Here is a 24,618-nt window from a genome sequence, read left to right on the forward strand (position 1 = left end):
CCGTTGTGCCCAGCTATGAGCCGAGCGTCGTCGTTGCCGACGAGTCGCCTCTCCTTCGTGCTGGACTCACGGCCCTGCTCGCGCGTGGGGGCTATCAGGTCGTCGCCGACGCCGGCGATGCCGAGACGCTCGTCCAGGCCACGACCGACACGCTGCCCACGCTGGCCGTCACCGATGCCCGGCTGGGCCCCGCCGGCGAGGGCGTCAGAGCGGCGCTCCGGCTGCACGAGAAGGTGCCCGAGATGGGCATCGTCGTCCTCGGGGACTCGGTCGACACGGCGTACGCCGCCTCGGTCTTCACCAGCACCGGCACCGGCGGTCTCGGCTACCTGCGCAAGTCGCGCGTACGCACCGTCCCGCACTTCCTCGACGTCGTCGGCCGGGTGGCGTCGGGTGAGGTCGTCGTCGACCCCGAGGTCATCACCCGGATGGTCGCGGAGTCTCCCGACGCCGACCCCGATGCGATGGCGCGGCTGTCGATGCGGCAGAGCGAGGTCCTGGGGCTGATCCAGGCGGGGTTCCCCGAGCGCGCGATCATCAGCCGGCTCTTCAGCGGCAGACGGCAGTTCGAGCGGTGCCTGAGCGAGATGTTCCTCGCGTTCGGCCTGCCGGCCGACGTCGAACACCGCCGAACCCCGACCCTGCTGAGCCACCTGGGCTCGGGCTGACCTGGGAGTCCTGAGGTCACCCCGGGTGACCCCAGAACTCCCACGTCTCAGTGCTGGTAGGTGCCGACCAGGACGGCGCGGGCCAGGGCCTTGAAGGCCAGGTTGAAGGAGACGACCGCCGGGGTGACCCCGTCGTCGACGCCCAGCGTCTCCTCGCCGACGGCGTGGACCACGAAGTAGTAGCGGTGGACCTGGTCACCGGCCGGGGGAGCGGCGCCGCCGAACTCCTTGGTGCCGTAGTCGGTCGCGACATGGAACGCCTTGCCCGGGAGCTCGGCGTCCCCGGCGCCGGCGCCGGCCGGGAGCTCGGTCACGTCGGCGGGCACGTCGACCAGGGCCCAGTGCCAGAAGCCACTGGGGGTCGGCGCGTCGGGGTCGAAGCAGGTGATGACGTACGACTTCGTGCCCTCCGGTGCGCCGCTCCAGCTGAGCTGCGGGGAGGTGTTGCCACCGTCGTAGACCTGGTCCTGCTTCAACGGCTGGCCGTCGGTCACGTCCTCGCTGGTCAGCGTGAAGGAGGGGAGGGCGGGCATGAGCGAGTAGGGATCCGGCTTCACCGGACGATCGAGTGCCATGGCCACCAACGTAGTCCGCGAATCGACCCGTTGTCAGGACTGGGTGCGGTGTTGGGCGAGGATGTACCCATGAGTTCTGAGCATGCCGTTCCCTATCCCGCCGGTCTCATCCTGGAGGGGCGGAGGGTGGTCGTCGTGGGTGGCGGCCGGGTTGCGCAGCGGCGCGTGCCGGCGCTGATCGCCGCCGGGGCGCGGGTCGAGGTCGTCTCGCCGTCGCTGACCCCGGCCCTGGAGGGGCTGCTCGGCTCGGGCGAGATCACCTGGCACCAGGCGCGCTTCTCGGCCGACGTGCTCGACGAGGCCTGGTACGTCATCGCTGCGACCCAGAACGCCGACGTCAACGAAGAGGTCTCGGTCGCTGCCGAGGAGCGACGGATCTTCTGCGTACGCTCCGACGACGGCACGCAGGCCACCGCCTGGACCCCGGCCTCCGGGCGTGACGGCGACCTGACGATCGCCGTGCTGGCCAACCGCGACCCGCGCCGCTCCGCGGGCGTACGCGACCGGATCCTCGACGGGTTGCGCTCGGGTGAGCTGGCCGCGCCGCACGAGCGCGAGCGGGTCGGCGGGGTCACCCTCGTCGGTGGCGGTCCGGGCGACCCGGGGCTGATCTCGGTCGCCGGCCGCAAGGCCCTGATGGAGGCCGACATCGTCGTCGCCGACCGGCTGGCGCCGCGCGAGCTGCTCTCCGAGCTGCCGGCCGACGTCGAGCTGGTCGACGTCGCCAAGCTTCCCCGCGGTCGTTCGGCCCAGCAGGAGGAGATCAACCGGATCATCGTCGAGGCGGCCAAGGAGGGGAAGGCCGTCGCGCGCTTCAAGGGCGGCGACAACTTCATCTTCGGCCGCGGCTTCGAGGAGGTGCTCGCCTGCCGCGAGGCCGGCGTGCCGGTCCACGTCATCCCCGGCCTGACCTCGCCGGTGACCGTGCCCGGCGTCGCCGGGATCCCCGTGACCCACCGCGGCGTCGCGCACGAGTTCACCGTCATCTCCGGCCACGTCCCGCCGAGCGACCCGACCTCGCTGACCAACTGGCCCGCCGTCGCTCAGCTCGCAGGCACCCTCGTGCTCCTCATGGCCGTCCAGAACGCCCCCGCGATCGCGACGGCGTTGATCGACGGTGGTCGGGCCGGGGACACCCCCGTCGCGGTCATCTGCGACGGCACGATGCCCACGGAGCGTACGGTCCTGGCGACCCTCGAGACCCTCGAGAAGACCTTGGCCGACGAGAACGTCCAGCCTCCGGCGATCATCGTCATCGGCGAGGTCGTCCGCGTCGCCCACCCCGACTCGTTCTAGACCTCTGGTCGGCGCGGCGTCGACTCGTTGCCATGAGTAGGCTCGTATGGTCACCTCATGGAGTTGGTGCCTTGTTCGGGCGGTGGGCTGTCGTGTGATCATCGCACTTGTGCGATGATCGTGTGGGTGCGATCATGAGCATGGAGGTCGAGCTTCATGATGAGGTCGTGAAGTGGCTGGATGCTCTGAATGACGCGGATTGGGTTCGGGTCATGGTGATCGTGGATCGGCTGGCCGATCTGGGGCCACGCGCACGAATGCCGCTCTCGCGGGGTTTGGGAGAGGGCCTGTTCGAGCTTCGTTTCACTCTCGGGTCGACCGCCCGGAGGATCACCTACAGATTCACGAGCGATGCTCGGATCATCTTGCTGACGACCTTTCACAAGCAACGAGACAATGAGCGCGGTGAGGTGGCCAGGGCCCGCAAGGCGGCTGCTGAATGCGCCCGGCGCTATCCCTAGGAGGGCAACCATGGCGAACTACTCCCGCTGGTCCGATGTCCGGGCCGAGCGTCCTGCCCCGTCCGACGAGGCCAGAGCGAGCGTCGAGCAGGATCTTGCACTCGGGCAGCTGATCTACGACCTGCGTACGGAGGCTGGACTGAGCCAGCGTGAGCTGGCCACTCGGATGGGCACGACTCAGTCAGTCATTTCCCGGCTTGAGGAAGGCGGAGGAGCACGCAACCGGATCGACACTCTGGCACGCGTCGCGACTGCTCTTGGCCGGCACCTGGTCCTCTCCTTCCCCGAAGAAGTGTCGGGAGACATGAAGGACTCGGTGCAGGTCGCCTGACGTGGCTGAACTCATTGAGATCTCCGACCCCGCCGACCCCCGGCTCGCCGACTACCGCGATCTGCGCGATGTCGAGCTGCGCAAGTCCCTCGAGTCGTCCGAGGGACTCTTCCTGGCGGAAGGCGAGAAGGTCGTACGCCGCGCCGTGACCGGCGGCTTCGAGCCGCGCTCGTTCCTGATGGCGCCGAAGTGGCTCGACGGGCTCGCCGACGTACTCGCCACGACCGATGCGCCCTGCTACGTGATGAGCGAGAGGGCCGCCGAGGAGGTGACCGGGTTCCACGTGCACCGTGGTGCACTGGCGTCCCTGAAGCGGCGGCCGCTGCCGTCGGTGGACTCGGTCTTGGCCGGCGCTCGTTCGGTGCTGGTGCTCGAAGACATCGTCGACCACACCAACGTCGGCGCGATCTTCCGGTCGGGCGCGGCGCTCGGGTTCGACGCCGTCCTGCTGGCGCCCCGCTGCGCGGACCCGCTCTACCGGCGCTCCATCAAGGTCGCGATGGGTGCGGTCTTCGCGCTGCCGTGGACCCGCCTGCCCGACTGGTACGAAGCGCTCCCGTCCCTCGCCGCCGCCGGCTTCACCACCGTCGCCCTGACCCTGGCCGACGACGCCGTCGACATCGAGAAGGCCGTCGAGGGTGTCGACAAGGTCGCCCTCGTCCTCGGCTCCGAGGGACACGGCCTCTCCCCGCGCTGGCAGCAGGCCGCCGACCGCCGCGCCATCATCCCGATGTCCGCCGGCATCGACTCCCTCAACGTAGCCGCCGCCACCGCCGTCGCCTGCTACGTCACCGCCCGCCGCTAGCCGGCCGAGACGTCAGCCGCGTCGGCCGAGACGTCACATACGTCGGCCGAGACGTCATCGTGGTGCCGGCTCGGCCGGTGGGAATGACCTCTCGGCCAGGTCCGACGCGCCGGAACTCGACGATCATCATGCCTGAGCGGGCGACCGGACCGTACTGGTTCTGCTGATGCCCTTGTCACTGCTGCCAAGGGCGGTTCCGCGGTGCCGGTCTCCGGCACGGATCTGGAGAAGTGGGGCGAACGCCGCAAATTTGAACTAGCCTTCTTTTTGTCATATCGACAAAAAGTGGGTGATGCTTGGTGCTGGAGAAAGAGTCTCGGCCGCGGCCGCCTGTCCTGGTGGCGGTTGACTTGGTGATCCTCACGTTGCGCGGATCGCGTTTCCAGGTGCTCTTGATCGAGCGCGGGAACGAGCCGTTCAAAGGATCCCGAGCGCTACCGGGAGGGTTTCTCAAGCGCGTTGATGAGGACGTTTATGACGCGGCTCTGCGTGAGCTGCGAGAAGAAACCGACCTAGATGGCACTGGGCTGCACATCGAGCAGCTTGGCTTCTACGGCAAGCCGGATCGCGACCCGAGGGGACGCGTGGTGTCGGTGGTCTACCTGGCCATCGCGCCTGGACTGCCCGAGCCCGTTGCGGGGACCGACGCAGCAGGCGCCGCGTGGACGTCGGTCGAAGAGGTCATTTCCGGCCAAGTGCCGCTCGCCTTCGATCATCGGCAGATCTTCGACGATGCCATCGAAAGGGCGCGAACGAAGCTCGAGCACACCGCACTGGCCACGGCGTTCTGCGCGCCGACTTTCACGATCGCTGATCTTCAGCGCGTCTATGAGGCGGTATGGGGAGTCGAGCTCGATCCGCGCAACTTCTATCGCAAGGTCCAAGGAGTGTCGGGCTTCATCGAGCCTGCAGGGGCCGAGCGCCGGGCGACCAAAGGCCGACCTGCACGCCTGTTCCACGCCGGCCGAGCCACTGTGCTGCATCCGCCGATCACGCGCCCTGAAACCAACGAGTGACACCAGACCGGGCAACACCAGATCGAAACACACCAAGGAGACACCATGACTGAGCCACGGGTAGCCGTCGTGCTGACCGCCCTGGATATCGAATACAACGCCGTACGTGCGCACCTCACCGACCTCGAGCCGGAGCGCCTTGAGTCCGGAACACGCTACGAGATCGGCACCGTACGCGGCACGTCGTGCCGAGTCGTGATCGGAGTGACGGAAGCCGGCAACAGTTCGGCGGCTGTGCTCGCCGAGCGAGCCATTCAGCGCTATGCGCCGGTGGCGCTCCTCTTCTCGGGCGTCGCAGGTGCGATGAAGGACTCGGTCAATCTGGGTGATGTTGTGGTCGGGTCAAAGATCTATGCCTACCAGAGCGCCGCAGGCGAGGACGACGGGCTCAAAGCGCGACCGCAGGTGTGGCCGCTGAATCACGCTGTCAGCGAGACCGCTCGTATCGTCGCCAGCAGCGAATCCTGGGCCAAGCGGATGCTGACGGGAGGTGATGCGCCGCGGGTCACGCGGGCGCCCATCGCGGCCGGAGACGTGGTGCAGAAGTCGCGGATATCGCGCGAGGCGGCGTGGATTCGTCAGCACTACAACGACACGGCTGCCATCGAGATGGAAGGAGCCGGAATCGCTGAGGCGGGGCGTCTCAACAGTGTCCCGATCGGCGTGGTCCGCGGGATCAGCGACCGTGCGGACGGTGGCAAGACGGTGGCCAACGACGAGCACTGGCAGCCGCGTGCCGCGGCCCATGCGGCGGCCTTCGCTGTTGAGCTCGCGGTCCAGATGCTGGAGAGTGGCCCGATCGCAGCGAAGAGCTCACCTCGAGTTGACGAGGGCACGGATAGGGCAGCCCAGAACGGCTCCGTACGGAACGGCGCCATGGTCTTCAACTTCAGCTCGGGCACCGTCGGGGTGCAGGCCAACACCGTCACCGGCGGCACCGTGAACATGACTGGGTCGAATGTCTCCGGTTCCACCCAGGACATCGGTGCGATCATCGCCGAGCTGCGCATGCTGCTTCAGGAGCGACACGTGGCTGGGCAGGTTGATGCGGACACCATGGAGGATGCCCTCGACGAGCTCGACGTAGCCGAGAAGCTCGCGAATGATCCGGACCCCGGCAAGCGCCGCAAGTCGGCCCGCGCACTCAAGAAGTTCGGCGGTGTCATGTCGGACGTCACCGACATCGCGGCCAAGGCTGCCGCGGCGGCCAGCCACGTTCAGGGGATGTTGTGAACGGGGACTGGCCCAACCCGAGTGGGTCGACGAACAACTACGCCGCCGCCGGCTCGAACATCGGGATCCAAGCCAACGAGGTGCGCAACTCGACCATCTATCTCGTCACCCAGGAATCGTCGCCGCAACGGCGATATGAGGTCGGCGTCCGCTATCTGGAAGACGGCGCGCCTCGCAAGGCAGAGGACCTCATCAGCCAAGCGATGAGCCACGACTTCGACAATGCTGAAGTGCGATTCCACTGGGTCTTGGCGATGTTCAGCAAGCGCTCGTTCCGAGACCTCACCGACAGTGAGCGGGGCAGGCTCTACACAGCGGTCGAGAAGTTCGACTTCTATCCCCCGGACAACCGCTTTACGGGCGCCCTTCAGGCGATTGGATCCTTGATCAGGCTCCTAGGGCGCGACGACCACACCGACGAAATTACGGCGCGTGACGTCGAAGCGGTCGAGGAAGAGATCGTCAACCTGCCTCTGGACCTGGCCGACAAGGTCAATCAGCACCTCGACCTGCTCCTCTCAGGAGCCACCAAGACCAGGCTGTGGCGAAAGACCTGTGCGCGAGCCGAGGAGGAGCGCTTCGGAAATGATCGCGCCAAGCGCGCGTGGACATACTTCGAGGTCGATCCGAAAGAGCCTCGCTTGCCGTCTCCGCGCGAGGACATCTCTGGCCCGGAGGTTCATCCCGCCGAACTTGCCGGCGTAGGTGCCTTCATTCTCTCCAGCGCCCTGCTCGGATGGCGGTCGATGGTGAGTGGGAATCTGGGGGCCATCTTCGCTTTCCTGGTGCTGGTTGCCGCTGGTGCCGTTGCGGTGCGCGATGCGTACGTCTGGCGCTATCGGTCCGATCGGATCGCGCTCCTCGCCAGACGCCACTTCGGCGACGGGCTCCCTGACGCGCCGATGGAGGGCGATGAGTTCGCGCCGCAGGTGCGGCGTACGGTCCGACGCTACTTCTCGAAGTATCGGCCGCCGGACATGGACGCCAATGAATGGCTGAGGGAAACCGCCGGGGTGCGCGCACGTCTCAGTGCCGAACTCGCCGAGACCTATCGGGAGCAGCGTACGTCGGTGGACGAGATCAGATGGCTGATCCGCTTTCACGCGATTGACATCAGGAAGCGATATCTCGCGGGCACGCTCTTCGACTTCGCTGACAGCGACCGCGTCAGTCCTCTCCAGATGGCACGGTGCGTTGGGCTTGCGATCGTGGCGTTGGTCGCGGCGGTGCAGTTGTTCCGACTCATCGACCTCGGTGCCCAGGTCGCGATGGTGGGTGCCGCGCTGAGTGGAGTTCTTGCCACGGCGATCTGCTACCGGGGATACACGGTCCTTCGTGGCGTCCGCGACGACAAGACGGAGGCGCAGCAACTCCGGACCCGGCGCCAACAAGAGTTTGTGCGATGGAAGCAGAAACTCGACAATCTTCGCCCGAGCGAGCACGAGATGGAGACCTGGTTGGTCAGCGACATCACCGTGCTGATCGACAAGGTGCTGCGCGAGGGTAAGTGGGATTGGTCCGACGTCATCTCGCACGCGGTGATTCGCCAGCCTGCACGGGGAGGGATCGCTCAGTGCGTGCACGGCGGTCCGTGGCGCTATTCGAAATATCAGCTTCGGGTCTACCTGGTCACGGTCGATGGCGTCCGCGAAGTGACTGCTGATCTTGACTTCAAGAACGGGGTCTTCGGGGAGGAGTCGCGCGAGAACTTTCAACTCGACAACATCACGTCGGTCAAGGTCACCGAAGAGGTGGGTGGCGGCCGAGTGCTGACTGTGATGCTGAACAACGGAGACCCCAGAGAGATCCGGGTCACCGAGAGCGTCTTCGGATCAGCATCAGTTGGCATGGAGGCGTCCGACGATCTCCTCACGGAAGGCGAGATGAGTGCTTTGAGGGACCCTGACCCCGCCGTGCTGGAACGCGTGGAACTCAACCTCGACGCCACCGGGTTCGCCCATGCTCTGCGCATGCTCGAGGGGATCGGTGCCGACGGGAAGGGGTGGATCGAGCGTCACGCTCGAGCCTAGCCAGCCGAGGCGCGCGAATGCCGATCGAGTGGTCACTGAAGTGACCACTCGATCGGCATTACTGACGTTTCGGCCGACGGGAGTGACGCCTCGGCGGGGGTCTCGGCTAGAGCTGCCACCACACGGTCGTGTCGCCGGGGAGATCGGCGGCGCCGTCGGTGACGGTGACCGGGCCCGAGGAGGAGAGGAGTACGTCGCCGGGTGCTGCGATGCGTACGGGGTCCTTGGTGGTGTTGACGGTGCACGCGAAACCAGAGCGCTCGAACCAGAGGACCCCGGCGGGGGCTTCGTCGTGCCAGGCGACCGCGTCGCCGGCGCCGAGGCCGGAGACCTCGCGACGGATCTTCAGGGCCGAGCGGTAGAGCTCGAGGGTGGAACCATCAACGCCCGTCTGGGCCTCGACGCTCAGCTCGGCCCACGACTCCGGCTGGGGCAGCCAGGAGCCGCCGTCACCGAAGCCGTAGGACGAACCCGTCCGGGTCCAGGGGAGCGGCACGCGGCAGCCGTCGCGGAAGCCGTCCTGGCCGTTGGCGCGGTGGAAGGACGGGTCCTGGCGGACCTCGTCGGGCAGGTCGGTGACGTCGGGGAGGCCGAGCTCCTCGCCCTGGTAGACGTACGCCGATCCCGGAAGCGCGAGCATGAGCAGCGTCGCCGCGCGAGCTCGCCGGAGCCCGAGCACACGATCACCAGGCGTCCGGATCTGGGTCCCCGACCCCGGAGGGTTGGCGAACCGGGTGGCGTGCCGGGTGACGTCATGGTTGGACAGCACCCAGGTCGCCGGAGCGCCGACCGGGCGCATGGCGTCCAGGGAGCTGTCGATGACCTTGCGCAGCGCGGCGGCGTCCCAGGCGGTGTCGAGGTACTCGAAGTTGAAGGCCTGGTGCAGCTCGTCGGGGCGTACGTAGTTGGCCGACCGCGCCACCGTCGGAGTCCACGCCTCGGCGACGAAGATCCGGTCGGGATAGTCGGCCAGGACCCGGCGCCACGAACGGTAGATCTCGTGGACGCCGTCCTGGTCGAAGAACGGCATCTCGTCGTTGCCGAGCAGGTGGAGCTGCTCCGCGTGGCCGATGGACGGCAGGCCCTCGGCCTTGACCAGACCGTGCGCGACGTCGATGCGGAAGCCGTCGATGCCGAGGTCGAGCCAGAACCGCAGGATGTCCAGGAACTCCGCGTGCACCTCGGGGGAGTTCCAGTTGAAGTCGGGCTGCTCGGGGGCGAAGAGGTGGAGATACCACTCACCGTCGGGCACCCGGGTCCACGCGGGACCGCCGAAGATCGAGTCCCAGTCGTTCGGCGGCTCCGAGCCGTCCGGCCCGCGTCCGGGCAGGAAGTGGTAGCGCGAGCGCATCGGTGAGCCCGGCCCCTCCGCCAGCGCCTGCTGGAACCACTCGTGCTGGTCGGAGGAGTGGTTGGGGACGATGTCGGCGATGATCTTCAGCCCCAGCTCATGGGCAGCAGAGATCAGCGCGCGAGCGTCGTCGAGCGTGCCGTAGCGTGGGTCGACCGCACGGTAGTCGGAGACGTCATAGCCTCCGTCGGCCTGCGGCGAGGCGTAGAACGGGCTCAACCAGACCGCATCCACGCCCAGCGAGCGCAGGTAGGGGAGGCGGGACCGAATCCCGGGAAGGTCACCGGTGCCGTCGCCGTCGCTGTCGGCGAAGCTGCGCGGGTAGACCTGGTAGATGACGGCGTCGCGCCACCATTCGGTGCTCATGGGAGTAGAAACCTTTCAGCCCTTGACGCCGCCGGCGGTCAGACCGGTGACGACGTGTCGTTGGACGAGGTAGAAGAAGATGGTCACGGGGATGGCGATGAGGACGGCGGTGGCGGCCATCAGGTTCCACTGCGCGTCGTGCTCGCTGACGAAGCTCTGCAGCCCGACCGCGAAGGTGTACTTCGAGTCGTCGAGCAGGAACGTCGAGGCGAACGCGACCTCCGCGAAGGCGGTGATGAAGGCGTAGAACGCGGCCACCGCCAGGCCCGGGCGAGCCAGCGGCAGGATGAGCCGCCAGAACGTACCGAACGGGGTGAGTCCGTCGATCATGCCGGCCTCGTCGAGCTCGACCGGGATGGTGTCGAAGTAGCCCTTCAGCAGCCACGAGCAGTAGGGGACGATCGTGGTGCAGTTGACCAGGATCAGGCCGAGGTGCGAGTCGACCAGGTGCAGCCGGGAGAAGATCTCGTACATCGGCACGATCAGCACCGCGATCGGGAACGCCTGCGTCAGCAGCAGGACCCACATCAACGGCCGGTGGCCCGGGAACCGCATCCGGGAGACCGCGTAGCCGGTCGTCGCCGCCGACATCACGCCGAACAGGGTTGTGCCACCGGCGACCACGAGCGTCGACCACAGCCAGTTGAAGAACTCGGTGTTGGTCAGCACGAACGAGTAGTTCTCCAGCGTCGCCTTCGCCAAGATCCCGCCGGGGTGGAGGTAGTCGTCCTTGTCCGGTCCCAGGGACAGGTAGACGAGCCAGACGATCGGGAACAGCGCGATCAGCGATGCCACCGCGAGCGTCACGTGCGTACCGGCCTGTCCGACCGGGCCGAGGTCGCCGCGTCGGCGCTGCTTGCGGGGCGCGTGGGTGCTAGGCGAGCTGGTCATTGCGTTTCAACCACCGGTAGTAGAAGGACGTGAAGACGATCAGGATCGCGAGCAGCAGGACGCCGTACGCCGCGGACATGGCGAAGTCGCGAGGCTGCTGCCCGAAGCCGAGCCGGTAGGCCCAGGTGACCAGGATCTGCGCGTCCGGCGCGGTGTTGCCGAAGAGCAGGAAGATGATCGCGAACTGGTTGAAGGTCCAGATCACGCCGAGCAGGACGACGGTCGAGCTCACCGAGGACAGCCCCGGCAGGGTGACGTGCCGGAACCGCTGCCAGGCGCTCGCGCCGTCGATCTCGGCGGCCTCGTAGAGGTTCTCGTCGATCGACTGCAGGCCACCGAGCAGGGAGAGCATCATGAACGGGACACCGCACCAGGTGTTGACCATGATCGCGGCCGTACGCTGCCACGTCGGGTCCTCGAGCCAGCTCGGCTCGGGGAGGCCGATCGTGCTGATCATCGAGTTGATGACGCCGGCGTCGGCCAGCATGATCCGCCAGGCGAAGACGGTGACGAAGGTCGGGACCGCCCAGGGCAGGATCAGCAGCAGCCGGTACGCCACGCGCCCGCGCAGCCGCTGGTTGAGGAGCATCGCCAGCCCGAGGCCGATCGCGTAGTGCAGGACGACACAGGTGACGGTCCAGACGATGGTCCACACGAAGTGGGACCAGAACCGGTCGTAGGCCGCCGGGCCCCACAGGATCTCGGCGTAGTTGTCCAGACCGATGAACTTGTACGTCGCGTCGATCGTGTTGACGCCGATGGTGCGTGCCGAGTTGAGGCTGTTGGCGTCGGTCAGGGTCAGGTAGAAGCCGCGCAGGAGCGGGTAGCCGACCAGCACGCCGAGGACGATCACGACGGGCGCGACCATCGCGTAGGCGTACCAGTAGCGGCGGTAGGAGTCTCGCACGCGCTGGACGGGGCGGGGCGCCCGCCGCCGAGACCGCGGGGTCTCGGCGGCGGGCGCTGGTGCTGTCAGAGTCATGAGATGACTTGGTCTTCCTGGCTCAGTTGGAACTGGGTCACTTAGAGAAGTCGGGCAGCAGGTCGGCGAAGGCCGTCTCCAGCGTGCTCAGGCCCTTGTCGAGAGTCTCGGCGCCGGACGCGATCTTCGGGAGCTCCTGGTCCATCGGGCCCCACAGCGAGGAGTACTCGGGCAGCTCGGGTCGCGGCTGCGCGGCCGGGAGCACGGTCTGGAAGCCGGCGATGCCCGGGTCGGCCTTGACCTCGTCGGTGTAGGCGTCGTCGCGGGTCGGGAGCGTGGAGTTCTTCAGCGCGATCTGGGACTGGGTCTCCGCCGAGGTCATGAACTTCACGAACGTCGCCGAGGCCTCCTGGTGGGCCTCGTCGGAGCCGGCGTAGATCGACAGGTTGTGACCGCCGGTCGGGGCGCCGGCCTCGCCGGTCGAGCCGGCCGGGACGGTCGCGATGCCGAGGTTGTTCTTGTCCTGGAACGCGGAGCCCTTGTAGAAGTTCGTGATCTCCCAGGGACCCTGGATGATCGCGGCGACCTTGCCGTTGACGAAGGCGTCCTGGATGTGGGCGTACGCGTCGGCGGTGGTGTCCGCCTTGTGCAGGCCCGCGCCGTCGAAGAGGCCCTGCCAGGTGGTCAGGCCCTTCTTGGCCTCCGGGGAGGTGATGGTGATCTTCTTGCCCTCGGCGTCGACCATGTTGGTGCCCTCGCCGTAGAGGAACGGGGTGGCGTAGTAGCCCGAGGTCGATCCCCAGTAGCCGTCGACGCCGGTCTTGTCCTTGATGGTCGCGGCGTCGGTCTTCAGGTCGTCCCAGGTCTTGGGGGCCTCGGTGATGCCGGCCTTCTCGAAGAGCGCCTTGTTGTAGACCAGCGCGAGGGTGTCGGTGACGAACGGGACGCCGTAGGTCTTGCCGTCGAACTCGGCCTGCTTGATCAGGTTGGGCTGGAAGGCGTCCTTCTCCTCGAGCGCCTCGGTGTCGTCGAGGGGAGCCAGGTAGCCCTTCTGGGCGAACGCGGGGGTCCAGCCGACCTCGGCGCGGAGCACGTCCGGGGCGCCGCTGGCGCCGGCCGCGGTGTCGAACTTGTTCTGTGCCTGGTCGAAGGGCACGTTGACGTACTTGACCTTGATGTCCGGGTTGGCCTTCTCGAAGTCCTTGACGAGGGCCTTGTACGTCGGCGCCTCGTTGGTCGCGTTCGAGGTGTCCCACCAGGTGATGGTGACCGGGCCGTCGCTGCTGTCGCCGCTGCTACCGCCACATGCCGTTGCCGCGAGGGCGAGCGATGCCGCCACTGCGGTGGCCACGATGCCACGTCGCATGAGTTCTCCTTCGATATGGGGCCGGGCGAGGAATCCGCCCGGTGGTGTGACGAAGGTAACCCCGCGTCGAGGAGAATGTAAGAGGCTTTCAGCAAAAGTTGCAAACTTGCTGAAAGTTCTTGCAGGCCGTGTGGTGAGGGGGCATGATGTGACCGTGCCCATAACACCAGCCTCCGCCCGTCTTGCTGACATCGCGGCCCATGCGGGCGTCAGCGAGGCGACGGTCAGCCGCGTCCTGAACGGCAAACCGGGTGTCGCCGCGGCGACGCGGGAGGCGGTGCTGGCGGCGATCGACGTCCATGGCTACGAGCGCCCGGTGAAGCTGCGTCAGCGCAGCGAGGGCCTGGTCGGGCTGATCATGCCCGAGCTCGACAACCCGATCTTCCCCGCGCTCGCGCAGGTCATCGCGCAGGGGCTGACCCGGCAGGGCTACACCCCGGTGCTGGCGACCCAGACCCCCGGCGGCTCGACCGAGGACGAGCTCACCGAGATGCTCGTCGACCGCGGCGTCACCGGGATCATCTTCGTCTCCGGTCTGCACGCGGACACCACCGCCGACATGACGCGCTACGAGAAGCTGCGCGCCCAGGGCGTTCCGTACGTCCTCCTCGACGGTTTCAACCCCGACATCAAGGCGCCGTTCATCTCGCCCGACGACCGCGAGGCGATGCAGCTGGCGGTCACCCACCTCGCCACGCTCGGCCACACCAAGATCGGCCTGGTCGTCGGTCCCCGCCGCTTCGTGCCGGTCCAGCGCAAGATCGAGGGCTTCGTGGCGACCATGTCCGACCGCTTCGGCCTGAGCGCCGAGGAGGTCGAGAAGGGCCACATCCGCGACTCGCTGTTCACCCTCGAGGGCGGCCAGGCCGCGGGCTCCGCGCTCCTGGACGAGGGCTTCACCGCGATCGTCTGCGCCAGCGACATGATGGCGCTGGGCGCCATCCGTGCGGCCCGCTCGCGCGGTCTGCGGGTCCCCGAGGACGTCTCCGTGGTCGGCTACGACGACTCCCAGCTCATCGCGTTCACCGACCCGCCGCTGACCACGGTCCGCAAGCCCGTCCACGCGATGGGCCAGGCCGCCGTCCGCGCCATCCTCGACGAGATCGCCGGCACCGGCACCCCTCACTCGGAGTTCGTCTTCCACCCCGAGCTGGTAGTGAGGGGCTCAACGGCTTCCGGCCCCCGAGTCAACCCCTGACCCTCCGCCGAGACGTCAGAATCTGACGCCGAGAGGTCGATTCTTGACAGCGAAGAGTCGATTCTTGAGGTCGGGGCATGCGGGCCTTCGACTATCGGTGGGTCACCAGCGACGGTTCGTCATCGCTGGCCCGAGAGCAGCGCGCAGCTCGCGTAGCCAACGATCGAGGTTGTCGCCCGTGAAGTCGCCGCGACGTACGACGATCACGGTCCAGCCGTGGTCCAGCAACCATCGGCGCCGTTCCGCGTCGTACCTGCGCTGGTCTGCCGTCAGGTCATGCGCGTCGATGCCGTCATACTCGACGCACACGCGGGCGTGTTCGTAGGCGAAGTCGAGCCGGTATGTCGGCACCTCGTCGATCTCGATCCAGAACTGGGGCCGCGGTGATGGCAGCCCCGCATCATGGATGGCGAGGAAAGTCCAAGCCTCCCGCGCCGACTCGACCCTCGGCTCGACCAACGGCGCGAGCTCCTTCAGCTGTCGTACGCCTCGGCGACCGCGGTAGCGCGGCAGCATGCGCAGGAAGTCGGCTGCCACCAGTCCGTGCTCCCGGGCGAGTGCACACATCGCGGCGAACGCCTCTCGGCGATGGAGGTTGCATCCGAGGTCACAGCCCGTGCGGATCGGGACGGTGACGGTGACGCCGCCGATCGTCATGATGTCGGCTGGTGACAGGTCCCGGATGTGGCCGTCGATTCCCGCACGCCGAGACCGGGTGTGCCCGCGCAGGGCACAGGTCTCGAGATCCACGTCGAGGTCGAGCTCCGCGTAGGTGAGGACGTTGACTCCGTGGATGAGCGCCGCAGTGCGGTCGATCACCACATGATGGGGCGCCACGACCCGAGCGACTGCCGCAGCGCGTGTCCGCGGCGTGTCAGGTGTGCTCGCTGGGACGAACGCGCCCTGCACCACGCGGCGAACGACGCCGTCGTCGATCATGCGGTAGACGTCGTCTGCGCTGAGGCCGATCTCGGCGGCGTCGGCAAGGCTGAATGGGCTGTCGGGCACGGTGATAGTGGTCATGAGGCCAGCCTCAACGTGGCTGCCGACAGTCCTGAGCCCGTCGCCGGGGCCTGGGGACAACCGCCTCCCGAGCACTACCTGTGGACGGCAACCGGCCCGGAATGCTCCGGAGCCGCTCGACACCAAGAATCGACCTGTCGCGGTCAAAGACTGACTCTTCGGCGCCAGATTCTGACTTTTCGCGGTCAGGAAGTGACCGGTCGGGGAGGGGCGGCGGGCGGCTGGCAGGATGGGCGCGTGACGATTGTGGCTGCTGCTGATGGGTCGGCGCTCGGGAACCCGGGGCCCGCGGGGTGGGGTTGGTATGTGGACGAGTCCACCTGGGCCTGCGGCGGCTGGCCGCACGGGACCAACAACCAGGGCGAGCTGACCGCAGTCCTCGACCTGCTGAAGCAGACGGCACACACCGGCGAGCCGCTGCTCGTCTACTGCGACTCCAAGTACGTCATCAACTCGGTCACCAAGTGGATGGCCGGCTGGAAGCGCAAGGGCTGGAAGAAGGCCGACGGCAAGCCCGTCCTCAACGTCGAGATCATGAAGGAGCTCGACGCGGCGATGCAGGGCCGCAACGTCCGGTTCGAGTGGATCAAGGGCCACTCCGGGCACCCGCTCAACGAGGCTGCCGACAAGCTCGCGAACGGCGCCGCCCTGGCCTACCAGGAGGGTCGTACGCCGGACCCCGGTCCCGGTTTCGCGGGGGCCGTCGAGGCGCCCGCGGTCGCGCCCCAGGTCGTGCGACCCGAGCCCGAGCCGGACGACCTGCTCGGCCTGCTGAGCGCGGAGCCGGCGACGAGCGAGAAGCCCGCGGCGTACTCCTTCTCCGCCGACCAGAGCCGGATCGACCCCGACTGGGTGCACCGGATGATCGCGCAGTCCTACTGGGCGAGCGACCGCACGCGAGAGGTGCAGGACGCGGCCAACAAGGGGTCGCGCTGCTACGGCGTCTACGACGCGGCGGGCAACCAGATCGCCTTCGCCCGGGTGGTCAGCGACTTCGCCGCCTTCGCCTGGCTGTGCGACGTGATCGTCGACCCGGGCGTACGCGGCCAGGGGGTCGGCAAGCTGCTGATCGAGGGCGTCGTCGCCGACCTCGAGCCCTACCGGATCCGGCGGACCCTGCTGGCCACCGAGGACGCCCACGAGCTCTACGCGAAGTACGGCTGGGAGCCGCTGCCCGCGCCCGAGCGCTGGATGATCCGGGAGGGCTGAGCCCCCTGCGACTGGCCACGGCGACGGTCGAGGCCACGGATGTCACGGGCGGATCTGCACCACGTCGAACTCGGTGCCGGGAGGTGCTCCAGGACCGAACGGCGGCGGGAAGCCGAGGTCGAACCGGCCGTTGACCAGGGCGAGCGTGCTGCCGTGGACGTCGACCGTGGTCGGCACCCGGAACAGGTCGGACTCGATCACCTCGACGACCTCGCCGCTGGTGAGGTCCGGCGAGAGCTGCACGCGGGCCACGGAGTTGGCGAAGTTCTGCACCACCCAGGCGGTGCGGCCCTCGAGCTGCAGCCCGTCGAGGGTGCCCGGAACCAGAGGGGGGCCGGACAGCGGGATCTCCTGGCTCACGCCGGTCTCCGGGTCGACCAGCGCGAGGATGCCGAGCGCGGTGTGGTTGACGATCAACCACCCTCGGTGGGTCGAGTCGATGCCGTTGAGCCCGAACCCGCCGGTCTGAGCGGCATCGCCGGTCACCTCGATCGGTTCCGTCGCGCCGAACGATCCGTCCGGAAGGATCGGGACCCGGTAGATCAGGGCCGCGAACGTGTCGGTGAAGTACAGCGCGTCCCTGGTGATCGCGACGTCGTTGCTGAAGGTGGTCGCGGCCGGGCCGAGCTCGAGCTCGTCGACGGTCGACCCGTCCCGGGTGTCGTAGACCCATGCACGGCCGGTCGGACCGCCGGCCACGACGAGCCAGTGGCGTGCCTTGTCGACCCGCATGCCGACCGCCACCCGGCCGTCCTCGGGTTCGAGGTCGATGAAGGTCGAGCCCTCACCGCTGCGGAGGTCGCCGCGGTAGATGTCGCCGTCCCGCAGCGAGCCGACGTAGAAGGTGTTGCCCTCGCCGATCGCGATGCCCTCGGGCTGGAAGTCGTCGGGAAGCGGGATCGAGGACGGTCGCGGCACTGCCACGGCGGGCGCGATGAGAAGCGCGACGAGAAGCGGGACGACTGCTACTGACAGCAGTGGGTTGAGGAGACGCATGGTTGAGCTCCGATCGCAGGAAGACCTCGTCTTCACGATGCGCCCCGCGAGCGGTGATTTGAATCCCCTATTCGGGGCACCCGCGCCCGAGCGCTGGATGATCCGGGAGGGCTGGGCCCCGCCGGGCTCAGGACACGGCGTCCACGATGGGCTGGTCGGCCGGCGTCGTGTCGCGCCGTCGCCCGATGGAGACGACGCCCCAGGCGACGAGGGTGAACGTCGCCGCGATGCCGGCGACGTAGAAGGAGACCACCAGGTAGCCGTCCTGCAGGTGCGGGTTGAGGAATGGGTACGGATACCACCAGCCGTCTCCGGTGAGCGGGGAGACGACGTACTCGCCGCGGATCAGGGTGTAGATCACCCACACGATCGGGAACGCGATGACGGCCGCCACGGCACGCCAGGGCAGCCGGCGGTGCGGGGGAGCGAAGAACAGGTCGACGACGATGAACAACGGGCCGATCAGATGCAGCACCTCGTTGGCCCACGGCGTCGTGGCGAGCGCGAGCCCGCGCAGTAGCAGGTTGTAGACGATCCCGGTGATGGCCATGAACGTCGTGGCGGCTGCGAAGAGCACCGCGATCCACTCCGGCTCGCGGGTCCTGCGGGTCAGCGCCCACACTGCGCCGGCGACCAGGGCAGCCAGCGCGAAGAGGTTCGACTCGATCGTGAAGTAGCTGAAGAAGTTCACCAGGATCGTCGCGGTGCTGGAGCCTTCCGCCGGACCAGTGCTGATTGCGTTGCGGAACTCGGCCAGCACGGCCGCGAGGATGAGCGCCGCCATCGCCAGGCGCAGGATCGACCAGGTCTTCGTCACCCGCTCACCGTAAAGCCACGGACACCCGACCACGGCGCTAATTCGCGATGAGCGGCGTCGTGTCCCGTGCTAGCGTCGTCGCGATCGTGATCCGACAGCAGGAGGTGAGTCCCGTGTACGCAACATCCACCGCGGGTGCTCCCCGCCGTCCACGATCGCGCGGCTGAGCCCAGTTCCGGGCGGAGTCGCCGGGAGCGCCTGAAGAACTCCCGAAAGGCGACTCCCATGAACACGACGACGAACACGACAACACGCCCCCGGCCCACCGGCGAACGCGCACTGGTCCTCGGCGGTGGCGGATCGGCGGGCAACGCCTGGCTGATCGGCGTCATCGCCGGCCTGCTCGAGGGCGGGCTGGACGTGACCGAGGCAGATCTGGTCATCGGCACCTCCGCCGGCGCGACGGCCGCGGCCCAGATCAGCGGCGCGAGCCCCGCCGACCTGCTCGCCGCCGTCCTCTCGACACCGATTCCCCAGGCCCCGTCAGGACCGCGCGGCCCCATCTCCTGGGCCCACCTCGAGCGGACCGACGCCATCATCGCGGCATCGGCCGACCTGCCCGACATGCGGCGCCGGATCGGCGCGGACGCGATCGAGCTCGCCGCGACCGCGGGCGCGGCCGGGCGGGAGCGCTGGCGCGAGACCGTCGCGGCCCGGCTGCCGCGCCCGCACTGGCCGGAGAGCAACATCCTCCTCACCGTTGTGGACGCCGACACTGGTGAGCCCGTCGAGCTCGACCGCGACAGCGGCGTCGACCTGGTCGACGCCGTGGCAGCCAGCTGCGCAGGCGGCCCGGCGTACGCGATCGGCGGACGCCGCTACATCGACGGCGGCTACCGGCGCTCGAGCGAGAACGCCGACCTGGCGGCGGGGTACGAGAGCGTGCTCGTGCTCTCGCCTCTGGGCGGCCGGACCCGGCATCCGGAGGGATGGCACAGCGACCTCTCCGCACAGCTCGACGAGCTGTGCGCGGGCGGCAGCAGGGTGGAGGTGATCCTCCCCGACGCCGGCTCGCGAGAGGCATTCGGCGACAACATGATGAACCCGGCGACCCGACCGCCCGCGGCTCGGGCGGGTCATCGCCAGGGCCTTCGCGCTGCCGAGAAGATCGCCGAGTTCTGGAGGCGATGAGGGCAGCCGCGGCGTACGTTCTTCCCGAGGACCTGTCGAAAGCGGCCGGGCCCGTTCGTGGAGCGAGTGAGGGGTGGCGACGAGCGCTGCCCGAAGGCAGGAGGGTGCAGATGAGCAGGTATCTGATCTCGTTCCGCGACGAGGCGATGGACTACCGCGAGGAGGAGGTGGCCGACATCGCCGCGGCGGCCTCCGAGATGACCCGGGAGGCCATCGCGGCCGGCGCGTTCGTCTTCGGCGGCGGGATCAAGGGTGGTCACGACGACGCCTGGACGGTCGACGAGTCCGGAGTGGTCACCGACGGTCCCTACCCGGAGAGCAAGGAGCATCTCGGTGGCTTCGTCGTCGTCGACGTCGACACCCTCGAGGAGGCGCTGATGTGGGCGGGCAAGTGCGCCTCGGCCTGCCGGGCCACCATGGAGGTCCGCGAGCTGCTCCCCGGGGCTGAGGCGCGTTGACCACGACCGGGGTCGTCGGCGGCGGGATCGTCGGGCTGGCGGTGGCGCGGGAGATCCTGCGCCGCCGACCTGCCGAGACGGTGGTCGTCTTCGAGAAGGAGGCTACGCTCGGCGCCCACCAGACCGGCCACAACTCCGGCGTGGTCCACGCCGGGATCTACTACCGGCCCGGCAGCCTCAAGGCCCGGCTCTGCACGCGCGGCCGCGATCTGCTCAAGGAGTTCGCCACCGAGCACCGGATCCCCTTCGAGGAGTGCGGCAAGCTCGTCGTCGCGGTCGAGGAGTCCGAGCTGGGCCGTTTCGACGCGCTGGAGAAGACGGCCACCGCGAACGGCGTGCCGGGCCTGAGGCGTGTCGGCCCCGAGGAGATCAAGGAGATCGAGCCGTACGCCGCCGGGCTGGCCGCGCTGCACTCGCCGCGGACCGCGATCATCGACTACGTGGCCGTGGCCGAGGCGCTGGGCCGGGGCATCCGCGAGGCCGGGGGAGAGGTACGCCTCGGCCAGGAGGTCTCCGGCATCCACCGCGTCACCGGCGGGACTGAGGTCGAGACGCCCGCGGGCCGCACGCGGGTCGATCAGCTGGTCGTCTGCGGTGGCCTGGAGTCCGACCGCCTCGGCGAGCTGACCGGCGGTCCGAAGGCGCCCCGGATCATCCCGTTCCGGGGCGAGTACATGCAGGTCAGCGAGGCGAAGCAGGATCTCGTCCGGGGCATGGTCTATCCGGTTCCCGACCCGCGCTACCCGTTCCTCGGCGTGCACTTCACCCGCCGGGTGAGCGGTGGCCTCGAGGTCGGGCCGAACGCCTTCCTGGCCCTCAGCCGCCGGCGCTACGGCCGGACGTCACTGACGCCGCGCGACGTCGTCGACACGCTGGCCTGGCCGGGTTTCTGGCGGTTCGCCGCCGAGCATTGGCGCACCGGGTTCACCGAGCTTCGCGGCGTACTGTCCAAGCAGGCCTACATGCGCGAGGCCCAGCGCTACGTGCCCGAGATCGGCGCCGCCGACGTCGAGCGGGCGGGCCTGGGGCTGCGGGCCCAGGCCGTCGAGCGCGACGGCTCGCTGGTCGACGACTTCGTCATCCACCATGCCGACGGCGTCACCTCGGTGCGCAACGCGCCGAGTCCGGCGGCGACCTCGAGCCTGGCGATCGCCGAGTACGTCGTGGACCGGATCTCCTAGCCGACGGTCTCGCCGACGGGCCAGTCGGCGGGGTAGTCGTTGGCGACGCGGTCGTGCTCCTTGGTGAGCTTCTTGCGGGCCTTGGCGGAGATGCGGTCGCCGAAGACGGTGCCGTTGGTGTGGTCGGTCTCGTGCTGGAGGCAGCGGGCGAGCAGGCCGTTGCCCTCGAAGTGGACCGGCCGGCCGTCGAGGCCGAGGCCGTCGACGGCGGCCCAGTCGGGTCGGCCGCAGTCGATGAAGGCGCCGGGGAAGGAGAGGCAGCCCTCCAGGTCGACGTCGAGGTGGCGGTCGTCGCCCTCGGGCAGGGTCAGCACGGGGTTGCAGACCACGCCGACGGTGCGCTGCCCCGTGGCGTCGGGGCAGTCGAAGACGAAGAGGGCGACGTCCTCGCCGATCTGGTCGGCCGCCAGCCCGACGCCCTCGGCGGCGTACATGGTCGCGACCATGTCGGCGGCCAGCTCGGCCAGCGCCGCGTCGAAGACCTCGACCTGCTTCTTCGGCCGGTGCATGACCGGGGTGCCCCAACGCGTCATCGGCCGCACCTTCCCGCCCTCGGGCAGGGCGCCGTGGGGCGCGAGCGGGGCAGCGGATTCGAGCGAGGAGTCGGCCATGTGCCAAGCCTATAAACAAGACGTACGTCCTTTGTTACCGCCATCACCACCGGCAAGTGTAGACCGCGTTGTAACTCCCAGTTACAGTTCTACCCATGAGTATCCTCCAAGGCCTACGTGGCGGGAACGCGAACGGCGTCCCGTCCGGCGAGTCGCGTGATCCGATCGGGTTCGCCGTGGCCGGTCTGCGCAAGCTCTCGCAGAGTCCTGCGCTCGACCGGCTCGGCGTCCGCAAGCAGACCGAGCAGGTCGTCTTCACGGTGACCCGCAGCGGGTTCAAGACGATGGCGGCGACCAGCCGCGCGTTCAAGAAGAAGGGCAAGCAGGGCGCGCCGGGCGTGCGCGTGCCCAACGCCATCCCCCACGGCGTCTTCGACCTGACCCCGACCGAGGACGAGCAGATGCTCGTCGACGTGGTCACCGAGTTCGCCGCCGAGGTCGTACGTCCCGCCGCGGCCGAGGCCGACGAGGCCTGCGCCGCGCCCGACGAGCTGCTCAAGTCGAGCCTGGAGATCGGGCTGCCGATCCTAGGCGTCCCCGAGGAGCTCGGCGGCATCTCCGAGACCCGCTCCGCGGTCGCCGGCACCCTGGTCGCCGAGGCGCTCGCCAAGGGTGACCTCGGCCTGGCCGTCGCCGCGCTCGCGCCCGGCTCGGTCGCGACCGCGCTGGGCCTGTGGGGCACCGACGAGCAGCAGCAGACCTACCTGCCGGCCTTCACCGAGGGATCGGTGCCCGCCGCCGCGTTCGCGCTCAACGAGGACAAGGTCCTCTTCGACGTGCTGTCCCCGGCCACCACCGCCACCCGGACCGCCGACGGCTACACGATCAACGGCGCCAAGTCGCTGGTGGCCCGTGGCGCCGAGGCCGAGCTCTTCGTGGTCGGTGCCGCTCTCGAGGGCAAGCCGGTCCTGTTCCTCATCGAGTCCTCGACCGACGGGCTGAGCATCGAGTCCGAGCCGGCGATGGGTGTCCGCGCCGCCTCCCTGACCAAGCTCACCCTGACCGACGTCAAGGTCCCGGCGACCGCGGTCCTGGGCGAGACCGACGGCTCGACGTACACCGAGGCTGTGCGGCTCTCCCGGCTCGCCTGGTGCGCGCTGTCGATCGGTGTCGGCCAGGCCGTCCTCGACTACGTGACGCCCTACGTCAAGGAGCGCGAGGCCTTCGGCGAGCCGATCGCCCACCGTCAGTCGGTGGCGTTCATGGTCGCCAACATCGCGATCGAGCTGCAGGCGATGCGCCTGGTGACCTACAAGGCTGCCAGCCGGGTGGCGCAGGGCATCGACGCGTCCCGGGAGATCGCGCTCGCCCGCAAGCTGTGTGCCGACAAGGGCATGCAGATCGGCCTCGACGGCGTCCAGCTGCTCGGTGGCCACGGCTTCGTCAAGGAGCACCCGGTGGAGCGGTGGTACCGCGACCTGCGTGCGATCGGGATCATGGAAGGCACGGTGCTGGTCTGATGGCCATCAATCTGGAAGACCCCAAGAAGCTCAAGCCGCTGCGCGAGCAGGTCCACCAGGTCGCGATGAACATGCTGCGACCGATCTCGCGCAAGTACGACAAGGCCGAGCACGAATACCCCACCGAGCTCGACATGCTCGCCGCCATGGCCGACGGTCTCTCGGAGTCCGGTCAGGGCGAGGGCGCCGGCGCCACCGGCGTACGCCGGGACTCCAAGCCCGACGACGGCAAGGTCAAGAACGGGGCCAACATGTCCTCGGTCCTCTCCGTCTCGGAGATGTGCTGGGGCGACGTCGGGCTGACGCTGGCGATGCCGCGCCAGGGCCTGGGCAACTCGGCCATCGCCTCGGTCGCCAACGACGAGCAGCACGAGCGCTTCGACGGCGTCTGGGCGTCGATGGCGATCACCGAGCCCGGCACCGGCTCCGACTCGGCCAACATCAAGACCACCGCGACGCTCGACGGCGACCACTACGTGCTCAACGGCGAGAAGATCTTCGTCACCTCCGGTGACCGCTCCGACGCGGTCGTGGTGTGGGCGACGCTCGACAAGGAGCTCGGCAAGGCGGCGATCAAGTCGTTCGTGGTCGAGAAGGGCACGCCCGGGATGAAGGTCGAGCGTCTCGAGCACAAGCTCGGGATCAAGGCCTCCGACACCGCCACGATCACCTTCACCGACTGCCGGGTGCCTGCCGAGAACCTTCTCGGCTCGCCTGAGATCAACGTCAAGGAGGGCTTCGCCGGCGCGATGGCCACCTTCGACAACACCCGTCCTCTTGTCGCCTCGATGGCGGTCGGCTGCGCCCGCGCGGCGCTCGACTACACCCGCGACCTGCTCGAGAAGGCCGGCGTCGAGATCGACTACGACCGTCCGGCTCACCTGCAGTCGGCGGCCGCGGCGAAGTTCATCCAGCTGGAGTCGGACTACGAGGGCGCCTACCTGCTGATGCTCCAGGCCGCCTGGATGGCCGACAACCGCCAGCCGAACTCCAAGGAGGCCTCGATGGCCAAGGCCAAGGCCGGCCGGATGGGCTCCGACGTGACCCTGTCCTGCGTCGAGCTGGCCGGCACCATCGGCTACTCCGAGGGTGAGCTGCTGGAGAAGTGGGCCCGCGACTCGAAGATCCTCGACATCTTCGAGGGCACCCAGCAGATCCAGCAGCTGATCGTGGCGCGACGAGTCCTCGGGCTCTCTTCGGCGGAGCTCAAGTGACGCATTAAG

At 68.5% G+C, this 24,618-nt stretch carries 24 protein-coding genes; 15 read left to right on the forward strand and 9 right to left on the reverse strand.

Annotated features, from left to right (window positions below; genetic code table 11):
* Positions 1–5: 5 nt before the first annotated feature.
* Positions 6–668 (forward strand): response regulator, encoded by a 663-nt coding sequence (locus ACIA03_RS16290; protein WP_396984235.1) that lies wholly within the window; start codon positions 6–8, stop codon positions 666–668.
* A gap of 47 nt (positions 669–715) precedes the next feature.
* Here ACIA03_RS16290 and ACIA03_RS16295 read toward each other — a convergent pair whose 3' ends face one another.
* Positions 716–1,243 carry a YbhB/YbcL family Raf kinase inhibitor-like protein gene (locus tag ACIA03_RS16295; RefSeq protein WP_396984237.1) on the reverse strand — a complete coding sequence of 176 codons (528 nt, stop codon included), beginning with the start codon at positions 1,241–1,243 and terminating at the stop codon, positions 716–718.
* 69 nt (positions 1,244–1,312) lie between these two features.
* On the opposite strand from ACIA03_RS16295, the gene cobA reads away from it, so the two are divergent.
* The 7 genes from cobA (at position 1,313) to ACIA03_RS16330 (ending at position 8,415) form a co-directional block, all read left to right on the forward strand.
* Positions 1,313–2,539, forward strand: coding sequence for a uroporphyrinogen-III C-methyltransferase (gene cobA / locus ACIA03_RS16300; protein WP_396984239.1), 1,227 nt, complete (start codon positions 1,313–1,315; stop codon positions 2,537–2,539).
* A gap of 134 nt (positions 2,540–2,673) precedes the next feature.
* Positions 2,674–3,000, forward strand: coding sequence for a type II toxin-antitoxin system RelE/ParE family toxin (locus tag ACIA03_RS16305; protein ID WP_396984241.1), 327 nt, complete (start codon positions 2,674–2,676; stop codon positions 2,998–3,000).
* 10 nt (positions 3,001–3,010) lie between these two features.
* Positions 3,011–3,331, forward strand: coding sequence for a helix-turn-helix domain-containing protein (locus tag ACIA03_RS16310; protein ID WP_396984243.1), 321 nt, complete (start codon positions 3,011–3,013; stop codon positions 3,329–3,331).
* A 1-nt stretch (position 3,332) separates the two neighbouring features.
* Positions 3,333–4,136 (forward strand): TrmH family RNA methyltransferase, encoded by an 804-nt coding sequence (locus ACIA03_RS16315; protein ID WP_396984245.1) that lies wholly within the window; start codon positions 3,333–3,335, stop codon positions 4,134–4,136.
* Between the two features lie 299 nt (positions 4,137–4,435).
* Positions 4,436–5,152 carry an NUDIX domain-containing protein gene (locus tag ACIA03_RS16320; RefSeq protein ID WP_396984247.1) on the forward strand — a complete coding sequence of 239 codons (717 nt, stop codon included), beginning with the start codon at positions 4,436–4,438 and terminating at the stop codon, positions 5,150–5,152.
* 45 nt (positions 5,153–5,197) lie between these two features.
* Entirely contained in the window at positions 5,198–6,385 is a 1,188-nt protein-coding gene (locus ACIA03_RS16325) for a purine phosphorylase (protein WP_396984249.1), read from the forward strand.
* Positions 6,382–8,415 carry a hypothetical protein gene (locus tag ACIA03_RS16330; protein WP_396984250.1) on the forward strand — a complete coding sequence of 678 codons (2,034 nt, stop codon included), beginning with the start codon at positions 6,382–6,384 and terminating at the stop codon, positions 8,413–8,415. Before ACIA03_RS16325 ends, ACIA03_RS16330 begins: the two co-directional genes overlap by 4 nt.
* A gap of 106 nt (positions 8,416–8,521) precedes the next feature.
* Here ACIA03_RS16330 and ACIA03_RS16335 read toward each other — a convergent pair whose 3' ends face one another.
* Genes ACIA03_RS16335 through ACIA03_RS16350 form a run of 4 tightly spaced genes read right to left on the reverse strand, consistent with a single transcriptional unit; the run spans position 8,522 to position 13,311 of the window.
* A complete protein-coding gene (locus ACIA03_RS16335; protein ID WP_396984251.1) occupies positions 8,522–10,132 on the reverse strand; it encodes a glycoside hydrolase family 13 protein in 1,611 nt (536 codons plus the stop codon).
* 15 nt (positions 10,133–10,147) lie between these two features.
* Entirely contained in the window at positions 10,148–11,023 is an 876-nt protein-coding gene (locus tag ACIA03_RS16340) for a sugar ABC transporter permease (protein ID WP_396984253.1), read from the reverse strand.
* The gene (locus ACIA03_RS16345) at positions 11,007–12,005 is read right to left on the reverse strand and encodes a carbohydrate ABC transporter permease (protein ID WP_396984255.1); all 999 of its coding nucleotides are present in this window, start codon (positions 12,003–12,005) and stop codon (positions 11,007–11,009) included. The genes ACIA03_RS16340 and ACIA03_RS16345 overlap by 17 nt, the downstream gene beginning before the upstream one ends.
* A gap of 37 nt (positions 12,006–12,042) precedes the next feature.
* Positions 12,043–13,311, reverse strand: coding sequence for an extracellular solute-binding protein (locus ACIA03_RS16350; RefSeq protein ID WP_396984257.1), 1,269 nt, complete (start codon positions 13,309–13,311; stop codon positions 12,043–12,045).
* 154 nt (positions 13,312–13,465) lie between these two features.
* Between ACIA03_RS16350 and ACIA03_RS16355 the strand changes: the two genes are divergently transcribed.
* Positions 13,466–14,509, forward strand: a complete 1,044-nt coding sequence (locus ACIA03_RS16355) for a LacI family DNA-binding transcriptional regulator (protein WP_396984259.1) — start codon at positions 13,466–13,468, stop codon at positions 14,507–14,509.
* A gap of 102 nt (positions 14,510–14,611) precedes the next feature.
* Here ACIA03_RS16355 and ACIA03_RS16360 read toward each other — a convergent pair whose 3' ends face one another.
* Positions 14,612–15,532: an endonuclease domain-containing protein gene (locus tag ACIA03_RS16360; RefSeq protein ID WP_396984261.1), complete on the reverse strand. Its 921-nt coding sequence runs from the start codon at positions 15,530–15,532 to the stop codon at positions 14,612–14,614.
* Positions 15,533–15,769: 237 nt separating this feature from the next.
* On the opposite strand from ACIA03_RS16360, the gene ACIA03_RS16365 reads away from it, so the two are divergent.
* The gene (locus ACIA03_RS16365) at positions 15,770–16,741 is read left to right on the forward strand and encodes a GNAT family N-acetyltransferase (protein WP_396984262.1); all 972 of its coding nucleotides are present in this window, start codon (positions 15,770–15,772) and stop codon (positions 16,739–16,741) included.
* Positions 16,742–16,783: 42 nt separating this feature from the next.
* Here the strand turns inward: ACIA03_RS16365 and ACIA03_RS16370 are convergent, their stop codons facing one another.
* Together ACIA03_RS16370 and ACIA03_RS16375 are read right to left on the reverse strand one after the other, a co-directional pair.
* The gene (locus tag ACIA03_RS16370) at positions 16,784–17,737 is read right to left on the reverse strand and encodes a hypothetical protein (protein WP_396984264.1); all 954 of its coding nucleotides are present in this window, start codon (positions 17,735–17,737) and stop codon (positions 16,784–16,786) included.
* Between the two features lie 127 nt (positions 17,738–17,864).
* Positions 17,865–18,554 carry a Pr6Pr family membrane protein gene (locus ACIA03_RS16375; protein ID WP_396984266.1) on the reverse strand — a complete coding sequence of 230 codons (690 nt, stop codon included), beginning with the start codon at positions 18,552–18,554 and terminating at the stop codon, positions 17,865–17,867.
* A gap of 225 nt (positions 18,555–18,779) precedes the next feature.
* Here ACIA03_RS16375 and ACIA03_RS16380 point away from each other — a divergent pair, with 225 nt between their 5' ends.
* The 3 genes from ACIA03_RS16380 to lhgO all read left to right on the forward strand — a co-directional run bounded on the left by ACIA03_RS16380 (position 18,780) and on the right by lhgO (position 21,324).
* Positions 18,780–19,685 carry a patatin-like phospholipase family protein gene (locus ACIA03_RS16380; RefSeq protein ID WP_396984268.1) on the forward strand — a complete coding sequence of 302 codons (906 nt, stop codon included), beginning with the start codon at positions 18,780–18,782 and terminating at the stop codon, positions 19,683–19,685.
* 110 nt (positions 19,686–19,795) lie between these two features.
* Positions 19,796–20,143 (forward strand): YciI family protein, encoded by a 348-nt coding sequence (locus ACIA03_RS16385; RefSeq protein WP_396984270.1) that lies wholly within the window; start codon positions 19,796–19,798, stop codon positions 20,141–20,143.
* Positions 20,140–21,324 carry an L-2-hydroxyglutarate oxidase gene (gene lhgO, locus ACIA03_RS16390; RefSeq protein ID WP_396984273.1) on the forward strand — a complete coding sequence of 395 codons (1,185 nt, stop codon included), beginning with the start codon at positions 20,140–20,142 and terminating at the stop codon, positions 21,322–21,324. Before ACIA03_RS16385 ends, lhgO begins: the two co-directional genes overlap by 4 nt.
* Here the strand turns inward: lhgO and def are convergent.
* Positions 21,321–21,935, reverse strand: coding sequence for a peptide deformylase (gene def / locus ACIA03_RS16395; protein WP_396984275.1), 615 nt, complete (start codon positions 21,933–21,935; stop codon positions 21,321–21,323). The two genes, lhgO and def, sit on opposite strands and share 4 nt — an antisense overlap.
* Positions 21,936–22,030: 95 nt before the next feature.
* Here def and ACIA03_RS16400 point away from each other — a divergent pair, with 95 nt between their 5' ends.
* Both ACIA03_RS16400 and ACIA03_RS16405 read left to right on the forward strand, forming a co-directional pair.
* Positions 22,031–23,395 (forward strand): acyl-CoA dehydrogenase family protein, encoded by a 1,365-nt coding sequence (locus tag ACIA03_RS16400; protein ID WP_396984277.1) that lies wholly within the window; start codon positions 22,031–22,033, stop codon positions 23,393–23,395.
* Complete coding sequence (locus ACIA03_RS16405; protein WP_396984279.1) at positions 23,395–24,609, forward strand: acyl-CoA dehydrogenase family protein; 1,215 nt, start codon at positions 23,395–23,397, stop codon at positions 24,607–24,609. Before ACIA03_RS16400 ends, ACIA03_RS16405 begins: the two co-directional genes overlap by 1 nt.
* The last annotated feature ends 9 nt before the right edge of the window (positions 24,610–24,618 follow it).

The sequence above is a fragment of the Nocardioides sp. NPDC051685 genome (genome assembly GCF_044453405.1).
Taxonomy (GTDB): domain Bacteria; phylum Actinomycetota; class Actinomycetes; order Propionibacteriales; family Nocardioidaceae; genus Nocardioides.

Bases quoted from the DNA above. Each gene is read 5' to 3' on its own strand.
- ACIA03_RS16295 (WP_396984237.1), bottom strand. From the start codon at position 1,243: ATGGCACTCGATCGTCCGGTGAAGCCGGATCCCTACTCGCTCATGCCC.
- cobA (WP_396984239.1), top strand. From the start codon at position 1,313: ATGAGTTCTGAGCATGCCGTTCCCTATCCCGCCGGTCTCATCCTGGAG.
- ACIA03_RS16305 (WP_396984241.1), top strand. From the start codon at position 2,674: ATGAGCATGGAGGTCGAGCTTCATGATGAGGTCGTGAAGTGGCTGGAT.
- ACIA03_RS16310 (WP_396984243.1), top strand. From the start codon at position 3,011: ATGGCGAACTACTCCCGCTGGTCCGATGTCCGGGCCGAGCGTCCTGCC.
- ACIA03_RS16325 (WP_396984249.1), top strand. From the start codon at position 5,198: ATGACTGAGCCACGGGTAGCCGTCGTGCTGACCGCCCTGGATATCGAA.
- ACIA03_RS16335 (WP_396984251.1), bottom strand. From the start codon at position 10,132: ATGAGCACCGAATGGTGGCGCGACGCCGTCATCTACCAGGTCTACCCG.
- ACIA03_RS16340 (WP_396984253.1), bottom strand. From the start codon at position 11,023: ATGACCAGCTCGCCTAGCACCCACGCGCCCCGCAAGCAGCGCCGACGC.
- ACIA03_RS16345 (WP_396984255.1), bottom strand. From the start codon at position 12,005: ATGACTCTGACAGCACCAGCGCCCGCCGCCGAGACCCCGCGGTCTCGG.
- ACIA03_RS16350 (WP_396984257.1), bottom strand. From the start codon at position 13,311: ATGCGACGTGGCATCGTGGCCACCGCAGTGGCGGCATCGCTCGCCCTC.
- ACIA03_RS16360 (WP_396984261.1), bottom strand. From the start codon at position 15,532: ATGACCACTATCACCGTGCCCGACAGCCCATTCAGCCTTGCCGACGCC.
- ACIA03_RS16370 (WP_396984264.1), bottom strand. From the start codon at position 17,737: ATGCGTCTCCTCAACCCACTGCTGTCAGTAGCAGTCGTCCCGCTTCTC.
- ACIA03_RS16380 (WP_396984268.1), top strand. From the start codon at position 18,780: ATGAACACGACGACGAACACGACAACACGCCCCCGGCCCACCGGCGAA.
- ACIA03_RS16385 (WP_396984270.1), top strand. From the start codon at position 19,796: ATGAGCAGGTATCTGATCTCGTTCCGCGACGAGGCGATGGACTACCGC.
- def (WP_396984275.1), bottom strand. From the start codon at position 21,935: ATGGCCGACTCCTCGCTCGAATCCGCTGCCCCGCTCGCGCCCCACGGC.
- ACIA03_RS16400 (WP_396984277.1), top strand. From the start codon at position 22,031: ATGAGTATCCTCCAAGGCCTACGTGGCGGGAACGCGAACGGCGTCCCG.
- ACIA03_RS16405 (WP_396984279.1), top strand. From the start codon at position 23,395: ATGGCCATCAATCTGGAAGACCCCAAGAAGCTCAAGCCGCTGCGCGAG.